Origin of the sequence: Microbispora catharanthi, assembly GCF_006334915.2 — a bacterium.
Lineage (GTDB): Bacteria > Actinomycetota > Actinomycetes > Streptosporangiales > Streptosporangiaceae > Microbispora > Microbispora catharanthi.
Window position 1 is genome coordinate 25,119 of sequence record NZ_VDMA02000038.1, and the last position, 24,598, is coordinate 49,716.

Consider the following 24,598-nt stretch of genomic DNA (forward strand, 5'->3'; position numbering starts at 1 on the left):
TGGGACTCGGCGCGGCCCCCGCGATGTCGTTCAGGTGGTGGCCGGCGCGGGTCATGCGCTGCCCCGGCCGGCGCCGGCTCCCGGGGACGCGGTGGCGCCCGGGCTCCGGTCCGTGTGCGCGGTCAGCTCGAGGAAGGTCTCTTCGAGGCCACGGCCCCGGCTGAGTTCGTCGGCCGTGCCCTGGGCGAGCACACGGCCCCGGCCGATCATCACGATGTGGTCCGCCACCTGTTCCACCTCGTGCAGCAGGTGCGAACTGAGCAGCACGGCGCACCCGGCCTCGGCGAGGTCGCGCAGCAGGCGGCGCATCCAGCGGATGCCCTGGGGATCCAGGCCGTTGGCGGGCTCGTCCAGGACGAGCACCTCGGGAGCGCCGAGCAGGGCGTGCGCGATGCCGAGCCGCTGGCGCATTCCGAGTGAGTAGCCGCCGAACGTCCGCCGGCTCTCCCGCTCGGTCAGCCCCACCAGGTCGAGCACCTCGCCGACCCGGGTGCGCGGCAGTCCGAGCGTCATCGCGCCGAGGGTCAGGACCTCCCTGCCGGTGCGGCCGGGATGCTGGGCCCCGGCGTCGAGCAGGGTGCCGACCCGCAGACCCGGGCAGGCCGTCTCGGCGTACGGCAGGCCGAGCACGGTCGCCGAACCGGAGGAGGGGCGGGCGAGCCCCACCAGGATGCGCAGGGCCGTCGACTTCCCGGCGCCGTTGGGCCCGAGGAAGCCGGTGACGCTCCCGGCCCCGACGGTGAAGGTCACGTCGTCGAGCGCCTTCACCTTCCCATAGATCTTGCTGACGTGTCTGAACTCGATCACGCTGCCAGTCCACCGCGAGGGCGGACGCCGCCGCATCGGACCGGAGTCCGCCACGTCTCGACACGGGGCCCAGTCGTGCGGCCGCAGGCGATACCCACGGTTGTCCACAGGTCGACCCAGGTCGCTAAAACCTGTTCGGTGTGGTCCCTAAGCTGTGGGGCTGTGCGCGGCCGACCGGACTACCAGCCACCCCTGGACAGGCAGGGTGTCGCGCTGCGTTACCTGTGCGCAGTGGCGCCGATGCTCTTCCACGGCACGGTGCTGGCCTGGCTCGTCCTGCACGACGGCGGCCGTCTCCCGCAGGCGCTGATCGACACGACGCTCGGCCTGATCGGGCTGGTCCTGATGCGCTGGCGGCGCCGCCGGCCGTGGCAGATCGCCCTGGCGACCGCCCTGCTGACCACGTTCTCGGCCACGGCGACCGGTCCCGCGCAGGTCGCGTACGTGTCCCTGGTGACCCATCGCCGATGGAGCCGGACGGTCCCGGTCGCGGTCGTGTCCGTGGCGTGCCTGCTGGTCAGCGGGGCTCTGGGCGGCATAGACCAGGCCACGGTCGTCTCCTCGGCGTCGGGGCTGACGATTCTCGGCGGGCTGACCGTCTTCGGCCTCTACCTGCGCGGACGCCGCGACCTGGAGATGTCCCTGCGCGAGCGGGCGCGGGCCGCCGAGCGGGAGCAGCGGCAGCGCATCGACCAGGCGCGGCTGGCGGAACGGGTCAAGATCGCCCAGGAGATGCACGACGTGCTCGCGCACCGGATCTCCCTGCTGGCGATGCTGGCCGGCGGCCTGGCCTACCGGACCGACCTCGGCCCGGAGCAGACGCGCGAGGCCGCGCTCGCCATCCAGGAGAACGCACATCAGTCGCTCAACGAGTTGCGCGCGGTGCTGCGCACGCTCCGCGACGACGGCGCCGTGGAGGCGCCGCAGCCCAACCTGACCCATCTGGACGCGTTGTTCGGCGAGGTCCGCGCCGCCGGCCAGCAGGTCGAGGTGGACGACAGCATCGACGGCCGGGAGTCGCTGCCCGCGCAGACGGGCCGGCACGCCTACCGGATCGTGCAGGAGGCGCTGACCAACGCGCGCAAGCACGCGCCGGGCGCCAGGGTCACCGCCGAACTCGGCGGACGGCCGGGGGAGGGCCTGCGCATCCGGGTGACGAATCCCACGCGCTCCGGCTCGGCCTCCGGCCCGGGCGGCAGGCTGGGCCTGGTGGGCCTGGCGGAGCGGACGAGGATGGCCGGCGGCACCCTGAGCCATACGATCCAGGGCGGGCGATTCATCCTCGATGTCCGATTGCCATGGGAGGCTGCGGATCGTGACCCGGCTGGTGATAGTGGATGACGACGCGATGGTGCGGACCGGGCTGCGGCTCATCCTCGGCGGCGAACCCGACTTCGACATCGTCGGCGAGGCCGAAGACGGGCTGCGCGCCATGGACGTGATCCGCGACCTGCGCCCCGACGTGGTGCTGCTGGACATCCGGATGCCCCACCAGGACGGGCTGACCACCACCGAACTGCTGCGGGCGCGGCCCGGCCCGCCGCGGATCCTCGTGCTCACCACGTTCGACGCCGACGACATGGTGCTGCGGGCCCTCCGGCTCGGCGCCGACGGCTTCCTGCTGAAGGACACCCCGCCGCCTCGGATGATCGAGGCGGTCCGTGCCGTGGCGAAGGGCGAGCCCGTGCTGTCGCCGAGCGTCGCCCGGCAGGTGATCGCCGCGGCGACCGGCGGGTCCGGACCGGCCCTCCCACGGGCGCGGGAGGAGCTGAGCAGGCTCACCGAGCGTGAACTCGAGGTCGCGGTCGAGGTGGCGCACGGCAGGTCGAACGCCGAGATCGCCGAACGTCTCTACATGAGCGTCGCCACCGTGAAGGCGAACATCACCAGGATCTTCGCCAAGCTCGGCACCGACAACCGCGTCCAGGTGGCGATGAAGGTGCGCGACGCCGGTCTCCTGTGAGCGCACTCCTTGACCGCGTCCGCGCCCGCCGGTTCGGCTGCGATGGCCCGCGACGGCACCGGTGTCGGGTGGCGGCCGAGTGTGCGGCCGTCACGGGGACGACAACCGGGAAGCCGGGCAGGCGATCAGTCCAGCGAGACGGCGGGGGAGGGCAGGTGCCGGTCGAGTTCGTCCCACAGACCCGGCGGGATCGGGATGGTGGCGAGGCGCAGCGTCTCCTCGATCCGCTCGGGTTCCGAGACACCGACAATGGTGGACGCCACCCTGGGGTCGCGCAGCGAGAACTGCAGCGCGGCGGCGGCGAGCGGCACGCCGTGCGCGTCGCAGACCCGTCGCATGGCGCGGACCGCGTCGCGGACGGACTCGCCGGTGTCCCGGTAGGCGTAGCGGGGCTGGGCGTCGGGTCCCTTGACCAGCATCCCGCCACCGTACGGCGCGCCGTTGACGAAGGCGACGCCGCGATCGCGGGCCTCGTCGAGCAGCGGGCCGGCCTCGCGGTTGACCAGCGTCCAGCGGTTGTGGCTGATCACGGCGTCGAACACGCCGGTGGCGACATACCTGCGCAACAGGCCGACCGGGCCACCCGCGATGCCGATATGGCCGGCGACGCCGGCGTCGCGGAGCGCCACCAGCGCCTCCACCGCCCCGCCCGGGCCGATGGCCTCCTCGAACGTGATGTGGAATTCGGGGTCGTGCAGGTACAGCAGCGGCACGTGGCCGACGCCGAGCCGCTCCAGGCTCTCCTCGGCCGAACGGCGCACGCGCTCGCCGGAGAACTCACCGGTGTGCGGGTCCGCGTCGACCTTGGTGGCCAGGACGAACCCGGCGGGGACGCCGCCGCGGTGGCGGACCACGGCGCCGATGCGCCGTTCTGCGCTGCCGCCGCCGTAGTTGTTCGAGGTGTCGAGGAAGTTGAACGGCCCGTCGAACACGGCTTCCACCGTGGCCCGCGCGCGCTGCTCGCCGACCTCGTACCCGTACAGGCCCGGCATGCTCGCCAGGGGACTGGTGCCGACGCAGACCGGCGTCACCGTCAGTCCTGTGCGCCCGAACGGCCGGCGCAGCGCCGGGTCCGGGACCGGCAGGTCGTCGGGGGTATCGAGGGGCATCATGGGAGTCCTTCCGTCACCGGCCGTCGCCCTCACCGGGTGCCAGCCGGGCCACGGCCGCCGAGGCGAGCCGGTGTCCTTCGGCCAGCCGGGCCAGCACCGCGTCGGTCGCGGCGTCGGGCCGGGTCTCCTCCGGATGGGCGGACCGCCAGGCGTGCAGGCGTCTGGCCCCTTCCGGCCAGGTGACGACCGGCCGGAACGACGGGACGAACCGCCTGATCTTCGTGGTGTCGAACACGGCGGTGTGCTGGAGGTCGCCGACGATCAGGTCGGACCAGAACCAGTCCGGCGCGACGAGCGGCAGGAACTCCGCGGGCAGGTGGAGGAGCCGGGCCGGCGTCGCGGCCGCCCGCCCGACGACCTCGTAGATCTCGTTCCAGGTCAGCGCCTCGTCGGAGGTGATGTGGAAGTCCTCGCCGAGCGCCTGCCAGGTGCCGATCAGGCCGACGAGGCCGACGGCGAAGTCGTCCGCGTGCGTCAGGGTCCACAGGCTGGTGCCGTCGCCGGGCACCACGATCTCGTCGCCGCGTGCGACCCGGTCCCACGCCGTCCAGTCGCCGGGCAGCGGTGGGTGCGCGTCGTCGTAGGTGTGCGAGGGGCGCACGATCGTGACGGGGAAGTCGCGCTCCTCGTAGGCGCGGCGCAGGACGTCCTCGGCCGCGATCTTGTCTCGTGCGTAGGCGAGGTAGGGGTTGCGCCGGGCGGTCGACTCGGTGAACGGCGCCCGGCGCACCGGCTTGTGGTAGACGGAGGCGCTGCTGATGTAGACGTACTGGGCGGTGTGGCCGTCCAGCAGGTCCACCGCCGCAGCGGCGTCCTCGGCCGTGTAGCCGAGGAAGTCGACGACGCAGTCGTAGGCACTCCCGGCCAGGGCCCGGCGCAGCGCGTCGCGGTCCCGCACGTCGGCGGTGAGCGTCGTGACCCCCTCGGGCAGGGGACGGCGCCGGGCGGTGTGGCCCCGGTTGAGCACGTGGACGTCAAGGCCCCGGCGCACCGACTCGGCCACGCAGGCCGAGCTGATCGTTCCGGTGCCGCCGATGTAGAGGACCTTCACGCGGGACTCCGAATCATGGGGCGGCGACGGGCCGTGCCGCACCCGGTCCGGCGGGTATCGGCCGACCCGAAATTTTCGGGAGGTTTGTGAAAATTGTCGGTTTCGGCAGCAACCTAGGGCGTGGCGTCGTTTCACGTCAAGAGCGCCCGCCGCTGGACACCTCAGGCGCCGGCCCACCTGCCGGTGGTGCCGCCTAGAGTCGTCTCGCCACCATCTGGAAACCGGCCGTGCAGAGATCGGTGGGGTGGCCCTCGTACCGGACCCCCATGATCGCGACGCGTGGGTTCCACGATTTGTAGAGATCGACTCGTGCCGTGGTCCAGGTGTACTGGTCGTGCATCAGACAGCCTTCCTGGCCGTCCGTGGTCTGGGCGTGGATGTTCAGCTTGACGGTGTCGCCGAATTTCCCGCGGATCTTGACTGTGTTGTTGTTCTTCGAATAAGCCGTCCGGCACCAGCGGTACGTTTCGGTCTGGCACATGGGACGGTCGGCCACGTTGAAGTTCGTCGAACTTCCGATGAACACCGGGAAATCGGGATTGTCGGTGCTGGACCAGTTCTCGGTGCGGTTCCAGTTGAGCGGACCCCGGTCCCACGTGCCGATGTTGCGCACGCGGTAAGGGCCGACGACCTCGCCGCCCTCCACGCTCATGGACGCGTTGATCCGTTCCCAGGCCCCGCACTCGGGCATGGGGTGGGGGCCTATACGGCCACCGCCGACAATCGGGCCGGTCGGGTCGCAGCTGCTGCGTTCGATGAAGGAGAACGAGCGCCAGGTGACCTCGAGTTCGAAGTCGGGGTCGGTGGCGGCGGCGGGGGCGGCCGGCGCGATGGCGGCTGCCGCCGCGAGGGCGAGCGCGGACACGCCGACTCGGATTCTGCCGAAGGTGTTCGCCATTGTTCTATTCCGATTCTCTCGGGTCGCTGTCGCCTCTCATGTTTCCGGCGGCCCGCCGAGAAAGGGATATCCAGAAAGGGGCGACTTCTCCGGGGAAGTGGCCATATGTATGCCGGGGGAATTACCGGTTCGCGAGCGCGTTTCGTCGTTCAGCCGGCCACGAGGTCGCGGATGCGCGCGGCGTACCCGCGGGGGTGGGTCGTGCTGCCGTTGTGCCCGCCGGGAAACTCCCGCGCCTCGACGCCGAGGAGTGCGGCGAGCTCCTGTGCGCACCGGTAGTCGAAGACGTGCCGGGGCGTGGTGCGGCCCACGGCCGGGACGACGCGGACCGGGGTGTCCATGAGCGCGGCGACGTCCAGCGCGTCGCGGGCGATCGCGGTGAAGTCGTTGCGGATGAAGAAGTCGAAGCCGGCCCGCCGCCGGTCGTTCAACGGGTGCGGGGTCAGCCCGGGCTCGGTGTCCTGGGCGACGGGGTCGATGCCGAGCGTTTCGGCGATCTTGACGAAGGCGTCGGCGAGGCCGCGCTCACGGTAGAGGTGCTGCAGCTCCTCCAGCTCCCGCACGTGACGGGCGCGTTCGGAGGCGGGCAGGAGACCGGGGGTGACCGGCTCGTGCGCGATCAGGGTGTGGAGCTGTTCGGGATGTTCGACGGCCAGGTGCAGCCCGATGGCCGCGCCGAAGCTGCATCCGAGCATGTGCGCCGGCCGGTCGGTCACGGCGGCGAGCAGGCGGTGGACATCGTCGACGTGGTCGGCCATGGTCGCGCCGCCGCCGGAGGCGTCAAGGGTGCTGCGGGACAGGCCGCGCCGGTCGTAGGTGATGACGGTGTGGTCGCCGGCGAGGTGACGGACCAGGTCGGTGGTGCGGTCCGCGTCGCCTTCCCCGCTCTGCGAGATGAGGAGCGCGGGCCCGGTGCCGTGCACCTCGTAGTAGATGGTGGCGCCGTTCGTGCGGAGCATGCCGTTCATGAGGTCGTCCTCTCGGATCAGGTGATCAGGACGATAACCCATCAAATCTGATACATCAACCCTGATGTATTATGAAGCGGTGAACGGAGTAGATCTCTTCCTGCTCGGCAGGACCCTTATGAAGATCGGCGAAGAGGCCATGCCGGTCGGGGACATCAGCCCGTCGAGAACGACGCAGGCCGCCAGTGTCCGGACCGTGCTGGTGGTAGTCGCCGACCTGCGCACCCATCCGGAGACCTCGGTCGGGGAGATCGCGGCCCGCACGGGGTTGCCGCAGAGCGCGGTGTCGGGAGCCGTCGCCCGGCTGAAGGAGGCCGGGGCGGTCGTGACGGCCCCCGATCCGGCCGACCGCCGCCGGGTCGTGATCAGGCAGGCCGGGCAGTCCGCGCGCGTGGAGGCCGTGCGGGCGGCCGGTGTCGAGGGGCCCCTCGCGGCGGCTCTGGGCACCGACGACCCGGCGCAGGTCGCCGAGGTCGTCGCGGCGCTCGAGTTCCTCGCCCGCCGCCTCGCGCCCGGATCGGATCCCCGCCGTCCCTGACGCCGGGGAGAGCGGCCCATAGCCGGGACGTCAGGGGATGGGCAGGTCCCGGCGGCGGAAGGCGGCGAGGCCGGCGGCGGTCAGCGCCGCGGCGACCGCCGACAGCGCCGCCAGCGGCACGACGCCGAAGCGGTCCGCGGGCAGGCGGGGGACATGCGTGAACGGGGAGACGTCCAGCAGCCACTGGTCCAGCCCGATCGCGGCCCCGACCATCCCGATCAGCAGGCAAAATACCGGGGCGCCCCAGCCGAGTGCGGTGAGCCGGGGGAGCAGGCCGTACAGCGCGACCGTGACCCCGGCGAGCACCCAGACGGCGGGAAGCTGGACCATCGCGGCGGCCAGCAGCCGGGACGTCTGCCGGGCGGCCTCACCGGTGTTCAGCCCGTGGGCCAGCCCCATCGCGAGCCCGGCGGCGGCGAGGATGGCGGCCGGGCCGAGCAGGGAGAAGGCGAGGTGGCCGCCCAGCCAGCGCAGCCGCCCGACCGCGGTGCCCAGCACCGCCTCGGCCCGCCCGCCGGTCTCCTCGGCCCGCGCCTTGAGGGTTGCCTGCACGGCGTACGCGGAGGCGATCAGGCCGAACAGGTTCACGGTGGCGGCGAGGTAGTCGTCGACGAGCCCGGCCGCGCCGCCGAGGCGGGCGAACACCTCGGCCATCTGCGGCGCGTCCGGCACGAGGTCGGCGACGCTCGCCGCGAGGTAGCCGAGCACGACGCCCAGTACGGCGAACCCGGCGGCCCAGCCGGCCAGCAGTCCCCGGTGCAGCCGCCAGGCCAGCGCCAGGGGCGAGCGCAGGGCGGGGCCCGCCGCCGGGGGGCCGAGGCGGGGCGGCAGCAGGCCGGCGCCGAGGTCGCGGCGCGCCGAGAGCGCGGCGGCCGCCAGGGCCAGCGCGACGGCCACCCCGGCGGTGAGGGCGACCGGCCACCAGGCGTCCGCACCGTACGGGCGGATCCACGTCACCCACTCCAGCGGGGACAGCCGGCCGGCCCACGACGGCGTGCCGTCGTCCAGGGCGCCGACGTCGCCCACGATCCGCAGGACGTAGGCGACGGCGAGGACGCCGATCGCGATCCCGCGCGCGCCGCCCGCGCCGGCGGTCAGCTGCGCGGCCACCGCCGCTACCGCGGCGAACACCCAGCCGGTGACGGCGAGCTCGGCGCCGAAGGCCCAGGAACCGGCGGCCGGGAGGCCCTGCCCGATCATCCCGAGGGCGAGGACGGTGCAGAGGACCAGGCCGGCGGCGAAGACCGACGCCAGCGCCGCCGCCAGGGGCGCGTGGCGGCCGACGACGGCCGAGCCGAGCAGCTCGCGGCGGCCGCTGTCCTCCTCGGCCCTGGTGTGCCGGATGATGGTGAGGATGCAGAACAGCCCCGCGACGACGGGGATGAAGCCGCCCCGCCAGGCGACCAGCTCGCCGAGGCTGGAGCCCTGCAGGCGGCCGTACAGCGCGACGAAGCCGGCGTTGTGCGCGCTCAGGTCCGCGTACCCCTGCCGCCCCGCGGCGCTGGGGAACAACCCGTCGATGGAGGCCACGTACGAGATCGGGACGAGGCCGAGGGGCAGCACCCACAGCGGGGCCAGGACACGGTCGCGGCGCAGGATCAGCCGGACCAGCCCCCAGGTTCCGGTGAGCGCCGTCATCGGGTCGCCTCCGGTGCGTCCTGCGCGGCAGGCCGGGAGGGGTCCTGCGCAGCAGGCGTGGAAGAGACGTGCGGAGCAGGCGTGGAAGAGTCGTGCGGAGCAGGCGTGGAAGAGTCGTGCGGAGCAGGCGTGGAAGAGTCGTGCGGAGCAGGCGTGGAAGAGTCGTGCGGAGCAGGCCTAGAAGAATAGTGCCGCAGGAACAGCTCCTCGAGCGTGGGCGGGCGGCTGACGAGGCTGCGCAGGCCCGCCGCGGTGAGGTGGCGCAGCGCCGGGTCGAGCGCGGCGGCGTCGATGTCGAAGCGCACCCGTCCGTCCTGCACGAGCAGGTCGTGCACGCCGGGCAGTGCGGCCAGCCCGTCCGCGGGGCCGGCCAGCTCGGCCTCGATCGTGGTGCGGGTCAGGTGGCGCAGCTCGGCGAGCGTGCCGGTCTCCACGGTGCGGCCGTCGCGGGTGATCGTGACCCGGTCGCACAGCGCCTCGACCTCGGACAGGATGTGGCTGGACAGCAGTACCGTCCGGTCGCCGCGGCGCTGCTCCTCCCGCACGGCCTCGCGGAACGCCTCCTCCATCAGTGGGTCGAGGCCCGAGGTCGGCTCGTCGAGTAGCAGCAGTTCCACGTCGGAGGCGAGGGCCGCGACCAGCGCCACCTTCTGCCGGTTGCCCTTGGAGTAGGCGCGCCCCTTCTTGCGGGGATCGAGGTCGAAGCGCTCGAGCAGGTCGGTGCGGCGCCGCTCGTTCAGCCCGCCCCGCATCCTGCCGAGCAGGTCGATCACCTCGCCCCCGGTCAGGCCGGGCCACAGGACGACGTCCCCGGGCACGTACGCCAGGCGGCGATGGAGTGCGGTCGCGTCGGCCCACGGGTCGCCGCCGAGCAGGCGGGCGACGCCGGCGTCCGCGCGCATCATGCCGAGCAGGATGCGGATGGTGGTGCTCTTGCCCGCGCCGTTGGGCCCGAGGAAGCCGTGGACCTCGCCGGTGCGCACGACGAGGTCGAGGCCGTCGAGGGCCTTGGTCGGTCCGAACGTCTTGACCAGCCCGGCCACGGAGATGGCGTCTGTCATGGGGAATTCTCCTCGGTTCTGCGGCCGGGGGGCCGCGCGCCCGCGAGCCGGTCGAGGCCTGCCCGGGCGCGGGCGGCGTCCTCCGGAGTCATGAGGGGATGCGAGTAGAGGTCGACCAGCGCCCGGGAGAGCAGCAGGTCCCCCTCGGGGCTGAACATGTCCACTCCCATGGCGCGGGAGATGTGCGGGGCGAGGACCGGGACGCCCAGCGCCATGGCCGTGAACACGGCCGCTCTGATCTTCGCCGGGACGTCCGGGGGATCGGGGCGGCCGGGGTCGGCGCCCGCGATCCACTCCTCGCAGATCCGCGTCATCTCGTCGAAGATCGACGCGGCCGATCCGTCGGCCAGGCTGCGCGCCAGATAGAGCTGGTAGGGCGCCATTGCCGCGCGGGCGGCGCCCACGTAGCTCACGTCGCTGAGCGTCGTGTCGGCCCGGACCTGGTCGTTCAGGCGCCGGATCATCTTCATGAGGTGCTCGTCGCAGGCCTCACGCAGCGCCTGCTTCGAGCCGAAGTGGTGGCGGACCAGCCCAGGGGACACGCCCGCGGTCCTCGCGATGCCCCGGATCGTCGCCTTCTCGAAGCCGTCCTCGCCGAAGTGCCGCAGCGCGGCGTCCCTGATCCGGGCGCGCGCCGTGAGGTCTTCGGGATCCGGTCCGGGAGGTGTCGCCACCGTCGTCCTTTCCACGCGTGCAGAAGACTGTTCCTACGAACAGCAAACTATACGCGCGTATAGCGGTCGTCCAGCGTGGAACCCGCGACTCCTGCACGTTCTCGTGCTCTACTCCGGAGCGGTCACCAGCCGGACGGCCAGGGCGGCGAAGACGGAGCCGCTGACGATGTTCAGGCCGCGGGCGAACCGGCGGCTGCGCCGGAGCAGCGCCGCGAGCCGTCCCGCGAGGGCGCCCACCGTGGCGTCGACGCCGAGGCCGAGCAGCACCAGGGTCAGTCCGAGGATCAGGAACTGGATGGCGACATGGCCCAGGCTCGGGTTCACGAACTGCGGCAGGAACGCGATGTTGAAGAGGATGACCTTGGGATTGAGCAGGTTCGTCACCATGCCGTGCCAGAAGGCGCGCAGACGGCGCGGATCCGGGCCGGTCAGGGTCACCTCGCCCGCGCCGTCGGTGCCGTGGTCACGGAACGCCTTGACCGCGAGATACACGAGGTAGGCGGCGCCCGCCCATCGCAGCACGTGGTAGAGCACCGGCAGGTGCGCGAACAGCGCCGACAGTCCGGACATCGCGGCCAGGGCGTGCACCAGGGCGCCGCAGGCCACTCCCACGGCGGCCAGCACGCCCGTGGCCGGGCCGCCGCGTCCGCCCATGGCGACGATGAACATCATGTCGGGTCCCGGAGCGACGCACAGGGCCGCCGCCGCGACGACGAACGCCAGGTAAAGGGAGAGGTCGACCATGACGCCATCCTCATGGGTGCGGGCGCCGGTGCGCCGCCGCGGTCCACGTGCTGAGACGGCCGTCATGTCCGTGGAGACGGACGTCCCGTCACGGGCCCGGAGAGACGCCGAGACGGGCGGCGCGGGCGGTCAGGTAGCCGCGCTCGGGCAGGCTGGCCGTGAGGCTCGCCGCCGCGCGGTAGTCCTCGACGGCCGCCGTGAGGTCGCCGGCCATCTCCAGCAGGTGCGCGCGCGCCGCGTGCAGGCGGTGGTGCCCCGTCAGCGGGCCGCCGGCCAGCGGTTCGAGCAGGGCCAGCCCGGCGGCGGGGCCGTGCACCATGGCGGCGGCGACGGCGCGGTTGAGGGAGACCATCGGGTTGGGCGACATGCGCTCCAGCAGGCCGTACAACGCGAGGATCTGCGGCCAGTCGGTCTCCTCGGCGGTCGCCGCCTCGTCGTGCACCGCGGCGATCGCCGCCTGGATCTGGTAGGGCCCGGCGGCACCCTGGTGCAGGGCGGCCGTGAGCAGCGCCGTGCCCTCGGCGATCGCCTCGCGGTCCCACAGGCCGCGGTCCTGCTCCGCCAGCGGGACGGGGACGCCGCCCGGACCGGTCCTGGCGGGTCGCCGGGCGTCGGTCAGCAGCATCAGCGCGAGCAGCCCGGCCGCCTCGCAGTCACCGTGCGGGAAACCCCGCAGCAGGCGGTGCAGCGTCCTGGCCAGCCGGATCGCCTCGCGGGACAGCTCGACGCGGTGCAGGCCGAGGCCGCCGCTGGCGGCGTACCCCTCGTTGAAGATGAGGTAGAGCACGTGCAGCACGGCGGCGAGCCGCGCCGAGCGCTCCTCCGGCTCCGGCATGCGGAACGGCACCCCCGACGCCCTGATGCGCTGCTTCGCCCGGCTGATCCGCTGCGCCATCGTCGCCTCGGGCACCATGAAGGCTCTGCCGATCTCGGCCGTGGTCAGCCCGCCGACGGCGCGCAGCGTCAGGGCGATGGCGGACGCCGGCGTCAGCGCGGGGTGACAGCTCAGGAACAGCATGACGAGCGTGTCGTCCCCGTCCGCCTCGTGCGCCAGGTCGGCTGCCGGGGAGGCCCAATGGTCGGCGGGAGCCCGCGCGGCCACCAGTTCCTCGCGGCGGCGGCGTGCCTGCTCGCCCCGCACCTGCTCGATCATCCGCCGGTGGGCGACCTGGACCAGCCAGCTCTTCGGGTTGTCCGGCACGCCCTCGGCGGGCCACTGGGCGAGGGCGTCGAGCAGCGCCTCCTGGACCGCGTCCTCGGCCGCGTCGAAGTCGCCGAACCTGCGGGTGAGCACGCCGACGACCTGCGGCGCCAGCGGGCGCAGCAGGTCGTCGACGTGCGGGTGCGGGGCGTTCACAGTTCCTGAGGCGGAGCCGCCATCACCTGACGCACCTCGATGGGCATGTTGAGCGGCTCGCCGTTCAGGCCGGGCGCCGTCGAGATGCGGCCCGCCAGCTCGTACGCACGCTCGGCCCCCTCGCAGTCGATGATCCAGTAACCGACCAGGAACTCCTTCGTCTCGGGGAACGGGCCGTCGGTGACGACGGGGACTCCGCCCTCGCCGGCTCGCACGATCCGCGCCTGGTCGGGCATCGCCAGCCCCTGGGCGTCCACGAACTCGCCGGCCTCGACGAGCCCGCGGTTCACGTCGTGCATGAACTCGATGTGCGCCTTGATGTCCTCCGGCGACCAGGTGTCCACCGAGGAGATGCCGCTCTGCGGGCCGAACTGCATCAGCAGCATGTACTTCATGTCGCGCTCCTCCTGCCGCCCGCCCCTCGTGGGCGCGCTCACCCCTGGGTAGAAGCCGGCTCCCCGATTCTCGACATCCTGCCGTAGAAATCTCAGAGATTCCTCCCAGCCGATTGCAGGGACACGGCTCAGAGGGACACGGCTCAGAGGGACACGGCCACCTCGGCGTCTCCGGGCTCGTCCAGTGTGAACGTGACGGACCGGCCGCCGGCCGTGATCTCGTACTCGCCGAGGAAGCCGTCGAAGCGGACGCGGCCGTCCGCGTCGGTGACCATCGTCGTCGGAGGCAGCCACCACTCGCCCTTGACGAGCGAGCGCAGCGCGTCGTACGACGGCTTGGGAGTGCCGTCGGCACGGACGAAGCCGCCCGGCGCGCCGAGCCAGCCGCCGTCCGACAGGCCCCAGTACGTCATGGCCTCCACGGCAGGGTGGGACAGCAGGGTCTTGTAGTGGCGCACGACCTCGTCGGCCTGGCGAGCCTCGCCCTCGGGCGTGGTCGGCCACTCGGGGATCTGGTAGTCGTTCAGGTCGACGATCTCCTCCGGCATGATGTGGCCGGAGACGATCGTCGTCTCGGTGAAGTGGATGGGCAGGCCGTACCGCGCGAAGCGGTCGATCGTGGCGAGCGTCTTCTCCTCGCCCCAGTAACCCTGGTGCATGTGGCTCTGCAGGCCGAGCACGTCGATCTTTATGCCCGCCTCCAGCACACCCTCGATCAGGCACTCGTACGCCGCGGACATGTCGAAGTCGTTGAGCAGCAGCGTGGCGTGGGGATTGGCCTCGCGGGCCGCGTCGAAGACCATCCGGACCATCGGGATCCGGCCCATCTCCCGGCAGATCCGGGTGATGCCGTTGTCGTACTTGTCGAAGATCGGCATGATCACGACCTCGTTGATGACGTCCCACATGTCGATCAGGCCCGCGAAGTCGGTCATGTCGCGCCGGATGCGGTCCACCTGGGCCTTGGCGATCTCGGCGTTCGACAGGTCCGTCAGCCAGTCGGCGGTCTCGGTGTGCCAGGCGAGCGGGTGCCCCTTGACCGGGACGCCCCGGTCGGCGAACCACCGCGCCGTGGTGAGCAGCCGCTCGGTGTCCGGGCGGCCCCGGACCGGCTCGAACTGCCCCCAGTAGAAGGGCAGCGTGGCGAAGTTGAACAGGTCGAACCACAGGTCGGCGACCTGCTGGGACCCGGCCGCAGGAGCCTCGCCGAGCGACCGCCGCTCGCCGGTGTCGGTCGCGGTCTCACCGTTGGCCAGCGGGATGAAATCGAACCCGATGCAGCCGAACAGGAACTTGTGCCCGCGCTGCGCGACGACCACCTCCTGATCGGCGAGGGGCGCGCCGTTCGCGGTCACGGTGAGCGTGGCGCCGGCGGTGCGGTGCTTCCTGATCAGCGGGTCGGGGTCGACGGCCCCGGAGCCGGAAGCAGGGTGGGACGACATCGAGAGGCCTCCAGGGATGCTCAAGCGGAGAAGTCCCCTCCGGGAGCCTCCTCGCCCCCGCCGGAGAGGTCTGTGATCCCGAGCACGTTAACGCTCTCGACGCTCGAAAGCACACAGACCTCTCCATCGATGCGATCAACGGCCGAAGTAGCGCGTTCAGTGGATGAAGCGGGCGGCGGGCTCCCCGCGCAGCCGTCCCTCGGGCAGCCGGCGGCCGCACAGGACCAGCACCAGGTCCTGCGCGGCGCCGGACAGCGGGGTGCCCGTTCCGAGCGACCAGTCGACGTCGTCCGCGCGCAGCTCGACGCCGTCCAGGTCGACGCCGAAATACCTGCGGCTCCGTGGGGACAGCGCGTTGTCGAGCAGGACGCGCAGCCGGTCGCCGGGAACCCGCCGGTCGATCCCGAGCGCCACGGTGATGTCCATGCCGTGGATCACGTCGTGCGACAGCGCCCCCGCGTAGCCGCCGCCCGGAGGGCGCCAGGGATGCTCGGCGTTGTCCCGCAGGCACGCGGTCAGCTCTCGCGGGCCGAGCGCCGCCGCGTCCCGGCGGGCGAGCCGGTCGGCCAGCCGGTCGAAGTTTCCCCGGGCCCTGACGAGACCGGCCAGCACGCTCAGCCCGGAGTGCCGGTAGGGCATCGTCATGTGGGCCACCACCTCCCGCACCCGCCACCCCGCGCACAGTGAGGGGGCGTCCCACGAGTGCGGCGGCAGCTCGCTCAGCAGGTCCGCCAGTTCGCGGCGTTCCGCCGCGATCTGCTGCCGGATATCGGTGTCCATTCGTTCGTCGCCCTTCCGGTCGTGTCCGTCCGTACGCCCACCCGACGAACGGACACGGCCCGGATGGACACCCTCCCCGCCTACAGGGAAGAACACAGGGGAAGCCGGGGCGATCGCCACCGGACCTGACGCCGAAGCGTCAGCCGAGGGCGGCGAGGCGACGGGCGAGGTAGCGGCGCTCGGCGTCGGTGGCGGCCAGGCCGGCCGCCTCCCGGTAGGCGTCGGCGGCCTCGGCCGTACGGCCCAGGCGGCGCAGCAGGTCGGCGCGGGCCGCGGGCAGCAGGTGGTAGCCGGCCAGGGCGCCCGTCTCCCGCAGGGCGTCGACCAGCGCCAGGCCCGCGGCCGGGCCGTGCGCCATGCCGACCGCCACCGCGCGGTTCAGCTCCACGACGGGCGAGGGGACCAGCCGCGCGAGCCGCGCGTACAGCACGGCGATCTGCGCCCAGTCCGTGTCCTCCGGGCGGGCCGCGGTGGCGTGGCAGGCGGCGATGGCGGCCTGCACCTGGTAGGGGCCGGGCCGCCCCCGCCGCAGCGTGCCGTCCAGCAGGGCCACGCCCTCGGCGATCTGGCCGGCGTCCCACCGGTCGCGGTCCTGGTCCTCCAGCACCACCAGGTCGCCGGCCTCGTCGAGGCGGGCGGCGCGGCGCGCGTGGTGCAGCAGCATCAGCGCGAGCAGGCCCGCCGCCTCGGGCTCGTCCGGCATCAGCCGGACCAGCACCCGGGCCAGGCGGATCGCCTCGGCCGAGAGGTCGTGCCGTACGAGGTCGGCGCCGGCCGTCGCCGAGTAGCCCTCGTTGAACAGCAGATACAGCACGGCGAGCACCGCCGGGAGGCGCTCGGGCAGCAGGTGCGCGGGCGGCACCCGGTAGGGGATGCCCGCGTGCCTGATCTTCTGCTTGGCCCGGGCCAGCCGCTTGGCCATCGCCTGCTCGCCGACCAGGAACGCCCGCGCGATCTCGGTCGTGCCGAGCCCGGCGAGGGTGCGCAGGGTCAGCGCCACCCTGGCCTCCAGCGCGAGCGCCGGGTGGCAACAGGTGAAGATCAGTCGCAACCGGTCGTCCGGCACGTCCGGCTCGTCGACGGCGTCGTCGTCATCCATCCTGAGCACGCCCGCCACCTCCCGTAGCTTGGCGGCGCCGGTGGCCTCGCGGCGCAGCAGGTCCACGGCCCGGTTGCGTGCTGCGGTGGTCAGCCACGCCCCGGGCCGGCGCGGCACGCCGTCGCGCCGCCAGGTCCGCAGGGCCTGGGCGAAGGCGTCCTGCGCGCACTCCTCGGCCAGGTCCCAGTCGCCGGTCCAGCGGATGAGGGTGGCCACGACCTGCCCCCACTCCTCCCGGAAGGCCCGGTCGACGGCGGCCTCGACCGGCGGCGTCACAGGTCTATGAGCGGCCGGATCTCGATCGTGCCGTACGCCGCGGCGGGATGGGCGGCGGCGATCTCGATGGCCTCGTCGAGGTCGGCGCACTCGATCAGGCAGAATCCGCCGAGTTGCTCCTTGGTCTCGGCGAACGGCCCGTCCGACAGCAGCACCTCGCCCTCGCGCACCCGCAGCGTGGTGGCGTCGCTCGGCGGGCGCAGCCCGGCGCCTCCCCGGAGCACGCCGCGCTCCACCATCTTCTCCGACCATCCGCCGCACCCGTCGTCGGCGTGCTCCGCCGCCGACTCGTCGCCGCAGATCAGCAGCACGTACTTCATGCGTCCTCCTCAGGCCGGTATCCCATCATGTCCGTACGACGAACGGGGGCGGCCGGAATGGACACACGGGGAACCGGGCGGCGGGGACGGGTCGTTGGCAGCGGTGAACGACCCGCGACCAAGGGAGTGATCGGTGTTCCGCAAGCTGATGGCCGCGATCGGGGCCGGCGTCGAGGTCGACACGGTGCTGCGCGACCCGCACGTGCGCCCGGGGGAGACCCTGTACGGCGAGGTCCGCTTCAGGGGCGGATCGTCCGACCACAAGGTGGACGGGATCACCGTCGACTTCACCGCCGTCGTGGAGGTCGAGCGCGGCGACCAGGAACACCACGCGACCTACAGTTTCCTGCGGGCGCCGGTGTCCGGGCCGTTCGACCTGCGCGCGGGGGAGGCCCGCACGCTGCCGTTCGCGATCCCGGTGCCGTGGGAGACGCCGGTCAGCGCGGTCGGCGGGCGCCCGCTGCCCGGCATGCGGCTCGGCGTGGCCACCGAGCTGGCGCTCGCGGGCGCGCTCGACAAGGGCGACCTCGACTCGCTGTACGTCAACCCGCTGCCCGCGCAGGACCACCTGCTGGGGGCGCTCGTCCACATGGGCTTCCACTTCAAGCGGGCCGACCTGGAGCGCGGCACGCTCCGGGGCTCGACCATGCCGTTCTACCAGGAGATCGAGTATCACGCCGGTCCGGAGTGGCGGCGCCACTTCAACGAGCTGGAGCTGACCTTCATCGCCGGACCGCACTCGATGGACGTGATCCTGGAGGCCGACAAGCGGGGCGGCTTCCTCACCTCCAGCCACGACGTCTACAACCGCTTCCGCGTCGGGTACGGCGACCACCCCGGCAGGGTGGAGCAGGCGCTGCGCGACGGCCTCGCCGCGATGGCCCGGCGCCGCGGCTGGTTCTGATGTCCCGTGCGGCTCCCGCCCACCCGGCGGGAGCCGTACGGGGTGATCTAGCCTGGCGGGCATGGACGAGATCTGGCGGCTGGCCGAGTGCTGCCACGCACCGGTCTACTTCGCGCCCGAGGCGAAGGAGGTCTACGCCGCCGCGGGCCTCAGGGGCTTCTGGATGGGGTATTTCGCCTCCAGGTCCGCCGCGCTCGGCCCGGTCTCCCCGCAGGTCGTGACCGCCGCGTTCTACAACTTCGCCCCCTCGATGGTCGCCCGGGCGATCCCCGACGCCTGGCGGTTCTGCCCACCGGAGGAGGTGCTGGCGGCGCGCCTGGAGGTGGCCGGCCGGTGCCTGCGCCGTCTGCTCGGCGACCTCGCCGATCACCCGGACGTGCGGGAGGCCGCGGGCCTGGCCGGGACCGCGGTGGAGGCCTGCCCCGCCGCCGGGCGGGTGCTGTTCGCGGCGCACGCCGCCCTGCCGCCGCCCGGCGAGCCGCTCGCGGCGCTGTGGCACGCGCTCACCGCGTTGCGCGAGTTCCGCGGCGACGGGCACGTGGCCGCCCTGGTCACCGCGGGGGTGGACGGCTGCGAGGCCAACGTCGTCGCGTCGGCGCTCGGGCTCGTGCCGCCCGAGCAGCGGGCCTACCGGGGGTGGACCGAGGAGGAGTGGCGGGCCGCGGCCGACCGGCTGCGCGAGCGCGGCGTCCTCGACCGCGAGGGAGCCGTGACCGAGAAGGGCCGGCGCGAGCGCGACGCCGTCGAGGCCGCCACCGAGCGTCTCGCCCGGGCGCCGATGGACGCCCTGGGCGAGGCGGGGGCGGCCCGGCTCGCGCACCTCCTGCGCCCGCTCGCCACCCGGATCATCGACGGGGGAGGGGTGCCCTTCCCCAACGCGATGGCCATGCCCCGCCTCTGAACGCCCTGGCCCTGAACGCCCCGGCCCTGAACGCATTCGGTCCGCGGCGCGGCGTGTCTCGCGCGGGGTCAGCCGGGGGGTGCCGGACGAGGCCGGCCGGAGAAGGGCCGGTCGAAGAACGGCCGGCCGGAGGATGGTCGTGCCGGTGGCCGTGGAGGACGGCGTGGTGGTCCACACCGTCGTGGGGCAGCGGGTCGGCGTGCACGATGGCGGCCGTCAGCCGGGGGATGGCGTGGATCAGGTTGTGCTCGGCCTCGGCCGCGACCCGATGGGCCTCGACGACCGTGGCCGCCGGGTCGACGACGACCTCGCACTCGGCCCTGAGCCGGTGGCCGATCCAGCGCAGCCGCACCTGGCCCAGGCCGAGCACGCCGGGGGTGCCCCGCAGGGTCGCCTCGGCACGGTCCACGAGAGCGGGGTCGACGGCGTCCATCAGCCGCCGGTACACCTCCCGCGCCGCCTGCCGCAGCACCATCAGGATCGCGACCGTGATGAGCAGGCCGACGGCGGGGTCGGCCCAGGTCCAGCCCAGGGCCGCCCCTCCGGCTCCGGCCAGCACGGCCAGTGAGGTGAAACCGTCGGCGCGGGCGTGCAGCCCGTCGGCGACGAGGGCCGCCGAGCCGATCTCACGCCCGACGCGGATGCGATGGCGGGCGACCAGCTCGTTCCCGGCGAAGCCCGCCAGCGCCGCCGCCGCGACGGCCCACAGGTGGGAGACCTCTCGGGGCTCCAGGAGCCGCCCGATCGCGGCGTACGCCGCGGCGATCGAGGATGCGGCGATCGTCACGACGATGACCACGCCGGCCAGGTCCTCGGCCCGTCCGTAGCCGTAGGTGTAGCGGCGGTTGGGCGGACGGCGGCCGAGCAGGAAGGCGATCCCGAGCGGCACGGCGGTCAGGGCGTCGGCCGCGTTGTGCAGGGTGTCGCCCAGCAGCGCCACCGACCCCGACAGGGCCACCACCGCCGCCTGGACCAGCGTGGTCGCGCCGAGACCGGCGAGCGACACCCACAGCGCGCGCATCCCCCGCGCGGACGACTCCATCGCCGGGTCGACCTTGTCGGCGGGCTCGTGCGAGTGCGGGCGCAGCAGGTGCGCCACCCGTGCGCGGAGCGTCGTCACACCGTGTTCATGCCCGTGCCCGTGCCCGTGCCCGTGCCCGTGCCCGTGCCCGTGCCCGTGCCCGTGCCCGTGCCCGTGGCCGGGGGCGGTCTGTCGCTGCCTCATGGCACCCACGATGCCGTGGAAAATCCGCCGCAGCATCTCGACAAGAGCAGCCACGGCGCAGTTGCGAACGCCCCGCACCTGTCCCCGTTCGCCGGTGACCCGCCTGCGGGCGCTCCGGCGTCAGGCCGGCGCGTCGCAGGTGCGGCCGGCGTCCCCCGCGACCGCACGGATCTCGCGCAGGAGCGCCTCGCTGCCGCTCATGAGATGGAGCAGGCCGAGCCGCCGGTGGGCGTCCCGCCCGGCCTCCGCGTGCGCCAGGGCGGCCGGAACATCGCCGGCCCGGTGCAGGAGCCGGGCGACCACGTCGTGAAGCGTTCCCCACGACAGGCAGCCCGTGCCCATGGTTATGAGCTCGCCGGCGATCGGCCGCAGCTCGCCGAGCAGCTCGTGCGGGTCGGGCCGGCCGAGTTCGGCGGCGACCAGGGCCCACTGCCAGGCGACGAACTGCCACGTCCAGTCGCGTGGCCGCACGGCGCCCCAGCGGTCGATCAGTCGATGGGCCAGCTCGTGGTCGCCCGCCTTCAGCGCGGCGAGGACGGCCGTGGGCCGCGCGATCATATTGGAATCGTCGGCCGCGGCCTCGACCAGGTCCGTCAGCAGTGGGCTGGGCCGTCCCTGGCACCAGTCGGCGTAGAAGGCGTAGATCAGCTTGAGGACGTCCGGCCCCCACAGACTCGTGCGGCGGAAGCTGCCGGTGCCGATGACCGACTGCCGGTCCATCTCCGCCCAGTCGCCCGCCAGCATCGCCCGCCCGGCCGCGGCGTACGCGACCTGCGTCTCGATCTCCGGCATCCGCACTTCGGCGGTGAGCCGCAGGCAGCGGGCCAGCTCGGCGTCGTAGTCGGCGAGCATGCCCGCCTTCAGGAACTTGGGCATGCGGTGCAGGCGGGCGACGATCTCGGTGGCCCTGGGCAGGCCGGGGAGTGCCAGCATCTCCTCGGCCGCCCGGTAACGCTCCTCCTCGTGCTCGGGCGTCCAGGCCGCGATGACGAAGTTGTTCAGCGTGCGGGCCAGCAGCAGGGGGTCGCCGGTGCGCCGGGCCAGTTCCACGGCCTCCAGAGCGTGGCGGCGGCCCTCCTCGCGCCGGTCGCCGTAGTACAGCTCGACGCCGAGCGTGCCGAGCAGCTCCGCGCGGGTGCGCACGGCGTCCGGGCCGAGCCGGGAGAGCTGGTCCTCCAGCACGGTCACCATGCGCTGGTCCACCACGCCGTACGAGCGCCAGTTCCACAGAGTGACTCCGCCGAAGACGGTGGCCGCCTCGATGACGGCGGCGTCGTCGCCGATGCCGGTCGCGAGCGTCACGGCCTCGTCCAGCGCCCCGCGCGCCCCCTCCACATCGCCGGTCACCCGCCGGGCCTTGCCGAGGCCGATCAGCAGGGCGCAGCGGGTGGCCGCGGGCCCGGCGGCGCAGGCGTCGAGGGCCTGCTCCCAATAGAGGACGGCCTCGTCGTAGGCGAGCCGGGCCGTCGCCTGCCCCGCCGCCTCCATGGCGTACGAGACGGCCTTGTCCGCGTAGCCGACCCGGGCGGCCAGCCCGAAGTGGTGGGCCAGCGCGGGCAGCCGCGACGCGGCCTCACCCCACCGCAGGGTCTCGATGGCCTCGCCCACCCGGCCGTGGAGCTGGGCTCGCTGCCTGCGGCTAAGCCCGGAGTACAGCGCCTCCTGCACCAGTGCGTGGGAGAAGCGGTAGTCCCAGCCGCCGTCCACCTCGACCAGCAGCCCGGTCGCGACGGCCGGTTCGAGCAGCATCATCACCCGGGCGCCGCCGGCCCCGGTCGCGGTCTCCAGCACGTCGGCGTCCACGTCCCTGCCGATCACGGCGGCCGCCCGCAGCAGGGTCTGGGAGTCCTCCGGCAGCCGCGACACCCGCTGGTTGATCACGTCGCGCACGCCGTCGGGCACCGCCAGGGCGAGCACGTCCGCCACACCCACCCGGCCGTCGGGATGGGTGCTGGTCAGCAGGCGCAGCAGTTCGCCCAGGAAGAACGGGTTGCCGCCGGTCCTGTCGTGCAGCGCGGAGGCGAGCACCGGCCCGGGGCCGGCCCATCCCGCCTCGCGCAGGTAGTCGGCGATCTGCTCGGGGGTGAGCGGAGCGACGGTCATCCGTTCGGTGCCGCGCTGGCGGGTCAGCTCGCCGAGCGCCTCGGTCAGCGCCTGCCTGTCCACCGCCGGCTCGGGCCGTACGGTGGCCAGGACCAGGAGCGGGACGCGGTGCAGGTCGGCGCCGAGGAAGGTGAGCAGCTTCAGCGAGGCCGCGTCGGCCCAGTGCAGGTCCTCCACCACGACCAGCACCGGGGCGGCGGAGGCCCGCCGCGCGAGCGCCCGCGCCACGCTGTCGTGCAGCAGGAACCGGGCGGTGTCGGGGTCGGCCGTGTCCGTACGGTCGCCGTCCGAGAGGCGGTGGGCGAGCCTGGCGAGGTCGCCGCCCGCCTCCCCGGCCTCGCCGGTTCCCGGAGCCCTGTCCACAGCGAGAGCCTGGGCCGTTCCCAAAGCCTGTGTTCCCGAAGCCTGTGTTCCCGGAGCAGGGGCCGCACCCAGGGCGTTGAGCGCCTGGATCCAGGGCCAGAACGCGGGGGCGCCGCTGCCCTCGACGCACCTGCTCCAGGCGACCGCCGCCCCGCGCTCGGCCGCCATGCTCGCGGCGGCCTCCGCCAGGCGGGTCTTGCCGACGCCGGACTCCCCGCTCACCAGGAACACCCCGCCCACGCCCCGGCGCAGGTCGTCGAGCCGCCCGGCGATCCGGCGCAGGTGCGGCTCCCGCCCCACCAGTCCCGGCACGGCCGCGTCACCGGCGTTCTCGTCCCCGGCGTTCTCCTCCGCTGCGCCGCCACGCACGCCCGCGCCCGTGCCTTCCCGCTCGCCTGGGGCCGGCTCCGGCGGCACGGCGGCCACGGGGGCCCACATGCCCGCCAGGGACTCGTCCTGGACGAGGATGGCCTGCTCCAGCCGCCGCAGTTCGGGACTCGGGTCGAGGCCCAGTTCGTCGCCGAGCAGCGTGCGGCAACGCTGATAGGCGGACAGCGCCTCGGCCTGCCTGCGCTCCCGGTAGAGGGCCCGCATGAGCAGCGCCCACAGGCCCTCGCGGTAGGGGTCCTGTTCGAGCAGGCGCTCGACCTCGACCGTCACCTCGGCCGCCCGTCCGAGCGCGAGCAACGCCTCGGCGCGTACGGTCAGCGCGTGCAGGCGGGTCTCGCTCAGGCGGGCGACGGTCGACCGGGCGAACGGCTCGTCGGCCAGGTCGGCCAGCGGCTCGCCCCGCCACAGCGCCAGCGCCGGGACCAGGAGCCGCTCGGCCTCCTCAGGACGGCCCGCGGCCAACGCGGCGTGCGCGGCCTCGGCCGCCCGGCCGAACCGCTCGGCGTCGACCTGGTCCGGCTCGATGTCCAGCAGGTAGCCGGGCTCCCGCGTACGCAGGACCCGGGCCGGGGAGCGCGGGCTGCGCCGGGGTTCGAGCGTCCTGCGCAGATGGGAGATGTACGCCTGGAGCGTTCCCGTGGCGCTGGAGGGCGGCTCGTCCCGCCACAGCCGGTCGATGAGCTGGTCGAGCGGCACGACATGGGGCGCGTTCAGCAACAGCAGCGCCAGCACGGCCCGCTGCTTGCGAGGCCCCAGGTCGAGGAGCGTCCCCGTGCCGTCGGCGACCTCCAGCGTGCCGAGGAGGCGGAAGTCCAGAGCGGGGCCCTGGCGGCCGTCCAGGCCCGGGCGCGGCGCCGGTAGCCGCGCGCCGTCGATGCTTGTGCGCATCACAACTCCCGAGAGAGCCAGGCGGCCCAGGGCCGGATTTCTGGCTCATCATACCCATATGTCCGCTCGTTCTCGCGGGAGAGACCGCGGTCCGTGTCGTCCCTGAAGCCGGCGCTCTCCAGCAGAGCGCGCAGGTCGTCGTCCCCCGCCCCGGGGAGGAACCACACGGCCCGTACGCCGTCCGCGCGCAACTCCATCAGCAGGTCGTCGAGCAGACGGCGGCCCAACCCCCGGCCGCGGTGCGGCACGGCCACGGTGAGCGCGTGCAGCAGGGCCCACTCCGGGACGTGCCGGGGCGCCCCGGTCTCCAGCAGCGCGGCGGCGAGCGGGGCGGCGCCGGCCGGCCGGCCGAGGTCGGTCAGCACGTAGAGCCGGCACCGGGCGGCCGGCGCCTCGCGCAGGACGTGTTCCAGCGCCGGTCCGATGATCCGGGCTCCCGGCGCGCCCGCGTGCGCCGGCACCTCGCGCAGCAGCAGTGTTCCCGGTGACGTTCCCGGCGACGCGGCGTACCGCGGCCGGCGCTTCTTCGACGGCGACGACATCGCCCCAGCGTGCGCGGGCTGTCTTGGACACTCCTAGGGCGCGTATCGGGTTGTGATCAATCCTTGGGATTTGCCGTTGTGGCCGGGTCTGATCCGGTAGGTCCTCGTGTGTGACGCGGGCCCAGTTGACGGACGAAGAGTGGGAGTTCATCAAGCCGT

Annotated in this window: 23 protein-coding genes; 5 read left to right on the forward strand and 18 right to left on the reverse strand. The window is 73.4% G+C overall.

Annotated features, from left to right (window positions below; genetic code table 11):
• Positions 1 to 51: 51 nt before the first annotated feature.
• A complete protein-coding gene (locus FH610_RS40520) occupies positions 52 to 807 on the reverse strand; it encodes an ABC transporter ATP-binding protein (RefSeq protein WP_139580549.1) in 756 nt (251 codons plus the stop codon).
• 636 nt (positions 808 to 1,443) lie between these two features.
• On the opposite strand from FH610_RS40520, the gene FH610_RS45790 reads away from it, so the two are divergent.
• Positions 1,444 to 2,148, forward strand: a complete 705-nt coding sequence (locus tag FH610_RS45790; protein WP_420813789.1) for a sensor histidine kinase — start codon at positions 1,444 to 1,446, stop codon at positions 2,146 to 2,148.
• Positions 2,123 to 2,770 (forward strand): response regulator, encoded by a 648-nt coding sequence (locus FH610_RS40530; protein WP_240809488.1) that lies wholly within the window; start codon positions 2,123 to 2,125, stop codon positions 2,768 to 2,770. The genes FH610_RS45790 and FH610_RS40530 overlap by 26 nt, the downstream gene beginning before the upstream one ends.
• Before the next feature lie 125 nt (positions 2,771 to 2,895).
• Here the strand turns inward: FH610_RS40530 and FH610_RS40535 are convergent, their stop codons facing one another.
• The 4 genes from FH610_RS40535 to FH610_RS40550 form a co-directional block, all read right to left on the reverse strand.
• Positions 2,896 to 3,882 carry an aldo/keto reductase gene (locus tag FH610_RS40535; protein WP_205826402.1) on the reverse strand — a complete coding sequence of 329 codons (987 nt, stop codon included), beginning with the start codon at positions 3,880 to 3,882 and terminating at the stop codon, positions 2,896 to 2,898.
• A gap of 13 nt (positions 3,883 to 3,895) precedes the next feature.
• Positions 3,896 to 4,933: an NAD-dependent epimerase/dehydratase family protein gene (locus FH610_RS40540; protein ID WP_139580552.1), complete on the reverse strand. Its 1,038-nt coding sequence runs from the start codon at positions 4,931 to 4,933 to the stop codon at positions 3,896 to 3,898.
• A gap of 193 nt (positions 4,934 to 5,126) precedes the next feature.
• The gene (locus tag FH610_RS40545) at positions 5,127 to 5,831 is read right to left on the reverse strand and encodes a hypothetical protein (protein ID WP_139580553.1); all 705 of its coding nucleotides are present in this window, start codon (positions 5,829 to 5,831) and stop codon (positions 5,127 to 5,129) included.
• 149 nt (positions 5,832 to 5,980) lie between these two features.
• Entirely contained in the window at positions 5,981 to 6,799 is an 819-nt protein-coding gene (locus FH610_RS40550; RefSeq protein ID WP_139580554.1) for an alpha/beta fold hydrolase, read from the reverse strand.
• Positions 6,800 to 6,878: 79 nt separating this feature from the next.
• Between FH610_RS40550 and FH610_RS40555 the strand changes: the two genes are divergently transcribed.
• Entirely contained in the window at positions 6,879 to 7,337 is a 459-nt protein-coding gene (locus FH610_RS40555; RefSeq protein ID WP_139580555.1) for a MarR family winged helix-turn-helix transcriptional regulator, read from the forward strand.
• 30 nt (positions 7,338 to 7,367) lie between these two features.
• Here FH610_RS40555 and FH610_RS40560 read toward each other — a convergent pair whose 3' ends face one another.
• The 10 genes from FH610_RS40560 to FH610_RS40605 form a co-directional block, all read right to left on the reverse strand.
• A complete protein-coding gene (locus FH610_RS40560; RefSeq protein ID WP_139580556.1) occupies positions 7,368 to 8,975 on the reverse strand; it encodes an ABC transporter permease in 1,608 nt (535 codons plus the stop codon).
• On the reverse strand, positions 8,972 to 10,036 hold the full coding sequence (locus FH610_RS40565) for an ABC transporter ATP-binding protein (protein ID WP_139580557.1): 1,065 nt from the start codon (positions 10,034 to 10,036) through the stop codon (positions 8,972 to 8,974). Before FH610_RS40565 ends, FH610_RS40560 begins: the two co-directional genes overlap by 4 nt.
• A complete protein-coding gene (locus FH610_RS40570) occupies positions 10,033 to 10,710 on the reverse strand; it encodes a TetR/AcrR family transcriptional regulator (RefSeq protein ID WP_139580558.1) in 678 nt (225 codons plus the stop codon). Before FH610_RS40570 ends, FH610_RS40565 begins: the two co-directional genes overlap by 4 nt.
• A gap of 108 nt (positions 10,711 to 10,818) precedes the next feature.
• Positions 10,819 to 11,454 (reverse strand): LysE family translocator, encoded by a 636-nt coding sequence (locus FH610_RS40575; RefSeq protein ID WP_139580559.1) that lies wholly within the window; start codon positions 11,452 to 11,454, stop codon positions 10,819 to 10,821.
• Positions 11,455 to 11,542: 88 nt separating this feature from the next.
• On the reverse strand, positions 11,543 to 12,811 hold the full coding sequence (locus tag FH610_RS40580) for an RNA polymerase sigma factor (RefSeq protein ID WP_139580560.1): 1,269 nt from the start codon (positions 12,809 to 12,811) through the stop codon (positions 11,543 to 11,545).
• Entirely contained in the window at positions 12,808 to 13,206 is a 399-nt protein-coding gene (locus FH610_RS40585; protein ID WP_139580561.1) for a YciI family protein, read from the reverse strand. Before FH610_RS40585 ends, FH610_RS40580 begins: the two co-directional genes overlap by 4 nt.
• A 143-nt stretch (positions 13,207 to 13,349) precedes the next feature.
• A complete protein-coding gene (locus tag FH610_RS40590) occupies positions 13,350 to 14,648 on the reverse strand; it encodes an endo-1,4-beta-xylanase (RefSeq protein WP_139580562.1) in 1,299 nt (432 codons plus the stop codon).
• A gap of 156 nt (positions 14,649 to 14,804) precedes the next feature.
• Positions 14,805 to 15,428, reverse strand: a complete 624-nt coding sequence (locus FH610_RS40595) for a maleylpyruvate isomerase family mycothiol-dependent enzyme (RefSeq protein ID WP_139580563.1) — start codon at positions 15,426 to 15,428, stop codon at positions 14,805 to 14,807.
• Positions 15,429 to 15,567: 139 nt separating this feature from the next.
• The gene (locus tag FH610_RS40600; RefSeq protein ID WP_139580564.1) at positions 15,568 to 16,803 is read right to left on the reverse strand and encodes an RNA polymerase sigma factor; all 1,236 of its coding nucleotides are present in this window, start codon (positions 16,801 to 16,803) and stop codon (positions 15,568 to 15,570) included.
• Complete coding sequence (locus tag FH610_RS40605; protein WP_139580565.1) at positions 16,800 to 17,123, reverse strand: YciI family protein; 324 nt, start codon at positions 17,121 to 17,123, stop codon at positions 16,800 to 16,802. Before FH610_RS40605 ends, FH610_RS40600 begins: the two co-directional genes overlap by 4 nt.
• Positions 17,124 to 17,256: 133 nt before the next feature.
• Between FH610_RS40605 and FH610_RS40610 the strand changes: the two genes are divergently transcribed.
• Both FH610_RS40610 and FH610_RS40615 read left to right on the forward strand, forming a co-directional pair.
• On the forward strand, positions 17,257 to 18,027 hold the full coding sequence (locus FH610_RS40610; protein WP_240809489.1) for a sporulation protein: 771 nt from the start codon (positions 17,257 to 17,259) through the stop codon (positions 18,025 to 18,027).
• A 61-nt stretch (positions 18,028 to 18,088) separates the two neighbouring features.
• Positions 18,089 to 18,928, forward strand: coding sequence for an SCO6745 family protein (locus FH610_RS40615; protein WP_205826404.1), 840 nt, complete (start codon positions 18,089 to 18,091; stop codon positions 18,926 to 18,928).
• Here FH610_RS40615 and FH610_RS40620 read toward each other — a convergent pair.
• The 3 genes from FH610_RS40620 to FH610_RS40630 form a co-directional block, all read right to left on the reverse strand.
• Positions 18,873 to 20,153, reverse strand: a complete 1,281-nt coding sequence (locus tag FH610_RS40620; protein WP_139580567.1) for a cation diffusion facilitator family transporter — start codon at positions 20,151 to 20,153, stop codon at positions 18,873 to 18,875. The two genes, FH610_RS40615 and FH610_RS40620, sit on opposite strands and share 56 nt — an antisense overlap.
• A 120-nt stretch (positions 20,154 to 20,273) precedes the next feature.
• Positions 20,274 to 23,897 carry an ATP-binding protein gene (locus tag FH610_RS40625; RefSeq protein ID WP_139580568.1) on the reverse strand — a complete coding sequence of 1,208 codons (3,624 nt, stop codon included), beginning with the start codon at positions 23,895 to 23,897 and terminating at the stop codon, positions 20,274 to 20,276.
• The gene (locus tag FH610_RS40630) at positions 23,897 to 24,439 is read right to left on the reverse strand and encodes a GNAT family N-acetyltransferase (protein ID WP_139580569.1); all 543 of its coding nucleotides are present in this window, start codon (positions 24,437 to 24,439) and stop codon (positions 23,897 to 23,899) included. Before FH610_RS40630 ends, FH610_RS40625 begins: the two co-directional genes overlap by 1 nt.
• Positions 24,440 to 24,598 lie beyond the last annotated feature (159 nt).

Excerpts from the sequence above, each read along its gene's own strand:
- FH610_RS40565 (WP_139580557.1), bottom strand. The coding sequence starts at position 10,036 with ATGACAGACGCCATCTCCGTGGCCGGGCTGGTCAAGACGTTCGGACCG.
- FH610_RS40605 (WP_139580565.1), bottom strand. The coding sequence starts at position 17,123 with ATGAAGTACGTGCTGCTGATCTGCGGCGACGAGTCGGCGGCGGAGCAC.
- FH610_RS40625 (WP_139580568.1), bottom strand. The coding sequence starts at position 23,897 with ATGCGCACAAGCATCGACGGCGCGCGGCTACCGGCGCCGCGCCCGGGC.
- FH610_RS40575 (WP_139580559.1), bottom strand. The coding sequence starts at position 11,454 with ATGGTCGACCTCTCCCTTTACCTGGCGTTCGTCGTCGCGGCGGCGGCC.
- FH610_RS40595 (WP_139580563.1), bottom strand. The coding sequence starts at position 15,428 with ATGGACACCGATATCCGGCAGCAGATCGCGGCGGAACGCCGCGAACTG.
- FH610_RS45790 (WP_420813789.1), top strand. The coding sequence starts at position 1,444 with ATGTCCCTGCGCGAGCGGGCGCGGGCCGCCGAGCGGGAGCAGCGGCAG.
- FH610_RS40590 (WP_139580562.1), bottom strand. The coding sequence starts at position 14,648 with ATGTCGTCCCACCCTGCTTCCGGCTCCGGGGCCGTCGACCCCGACCCG.
- FH610_RS40620 (WP_139580567.1), bottom strand. The coding sequence starts at position 20,153 with ATGAGGCAGCGACAGACCGCCCCCGGCCACGGGCACGGGCACGGGCAC.
- FH610_RS40630 (WP_139580569.1), bottom strand. The coding sequence starts at position 24,439 with ATGTCGTCGCCGTCGAAGAAGCGCCGGCCGCGGTACGCCGCGTCGCCG.
- FH610_RS40615 (WP_205826404.1), top strand. The coding sequence starts at position 18,089 with ATGGACGAGATCTGGCGGCTGGCCGAGTGCTGCCACGCACCGGTCTAC.
- FH610_RS40560 (WP_139580556.1), bottom strand. The coding sequence starts at position 8,975 with ATGACGGCGCTCACCGGAACCTGGGGGCTGGTCCGGCTGATCCTGCGC.
- FH610_RS40545 (WP_139580553.1), bottom strand. The coding sequence starts at position 5,831 with ATGGCGAACACCTTCGGCAGAATCCGAGTCGGCGTGTCCGCGCTCGCC.
- FH610_RS40535 (WP_205826402.1), bottom strand. The coding sequence starts at position 3,882 with ATGATGCCCCTCGATACCCCCGACGACCTGCCGGTCCCGGACCCGGCG.
- FH610_RS40585 (WP_139580561.1), bottom strand. The coding sequence starts at position 13,206 with ATGAAGTACATGCTGCTGATGCAGTTCGGCCCGCAGAGCGGCATCTCC.
- FH610_RS40550 (WP_139580554.1), bottom strand. The coding sequence starts at position 6,799 with ATGAACGGCATGCTCCGCACGAACGGCGCCACCATCTACTACGAGGTG.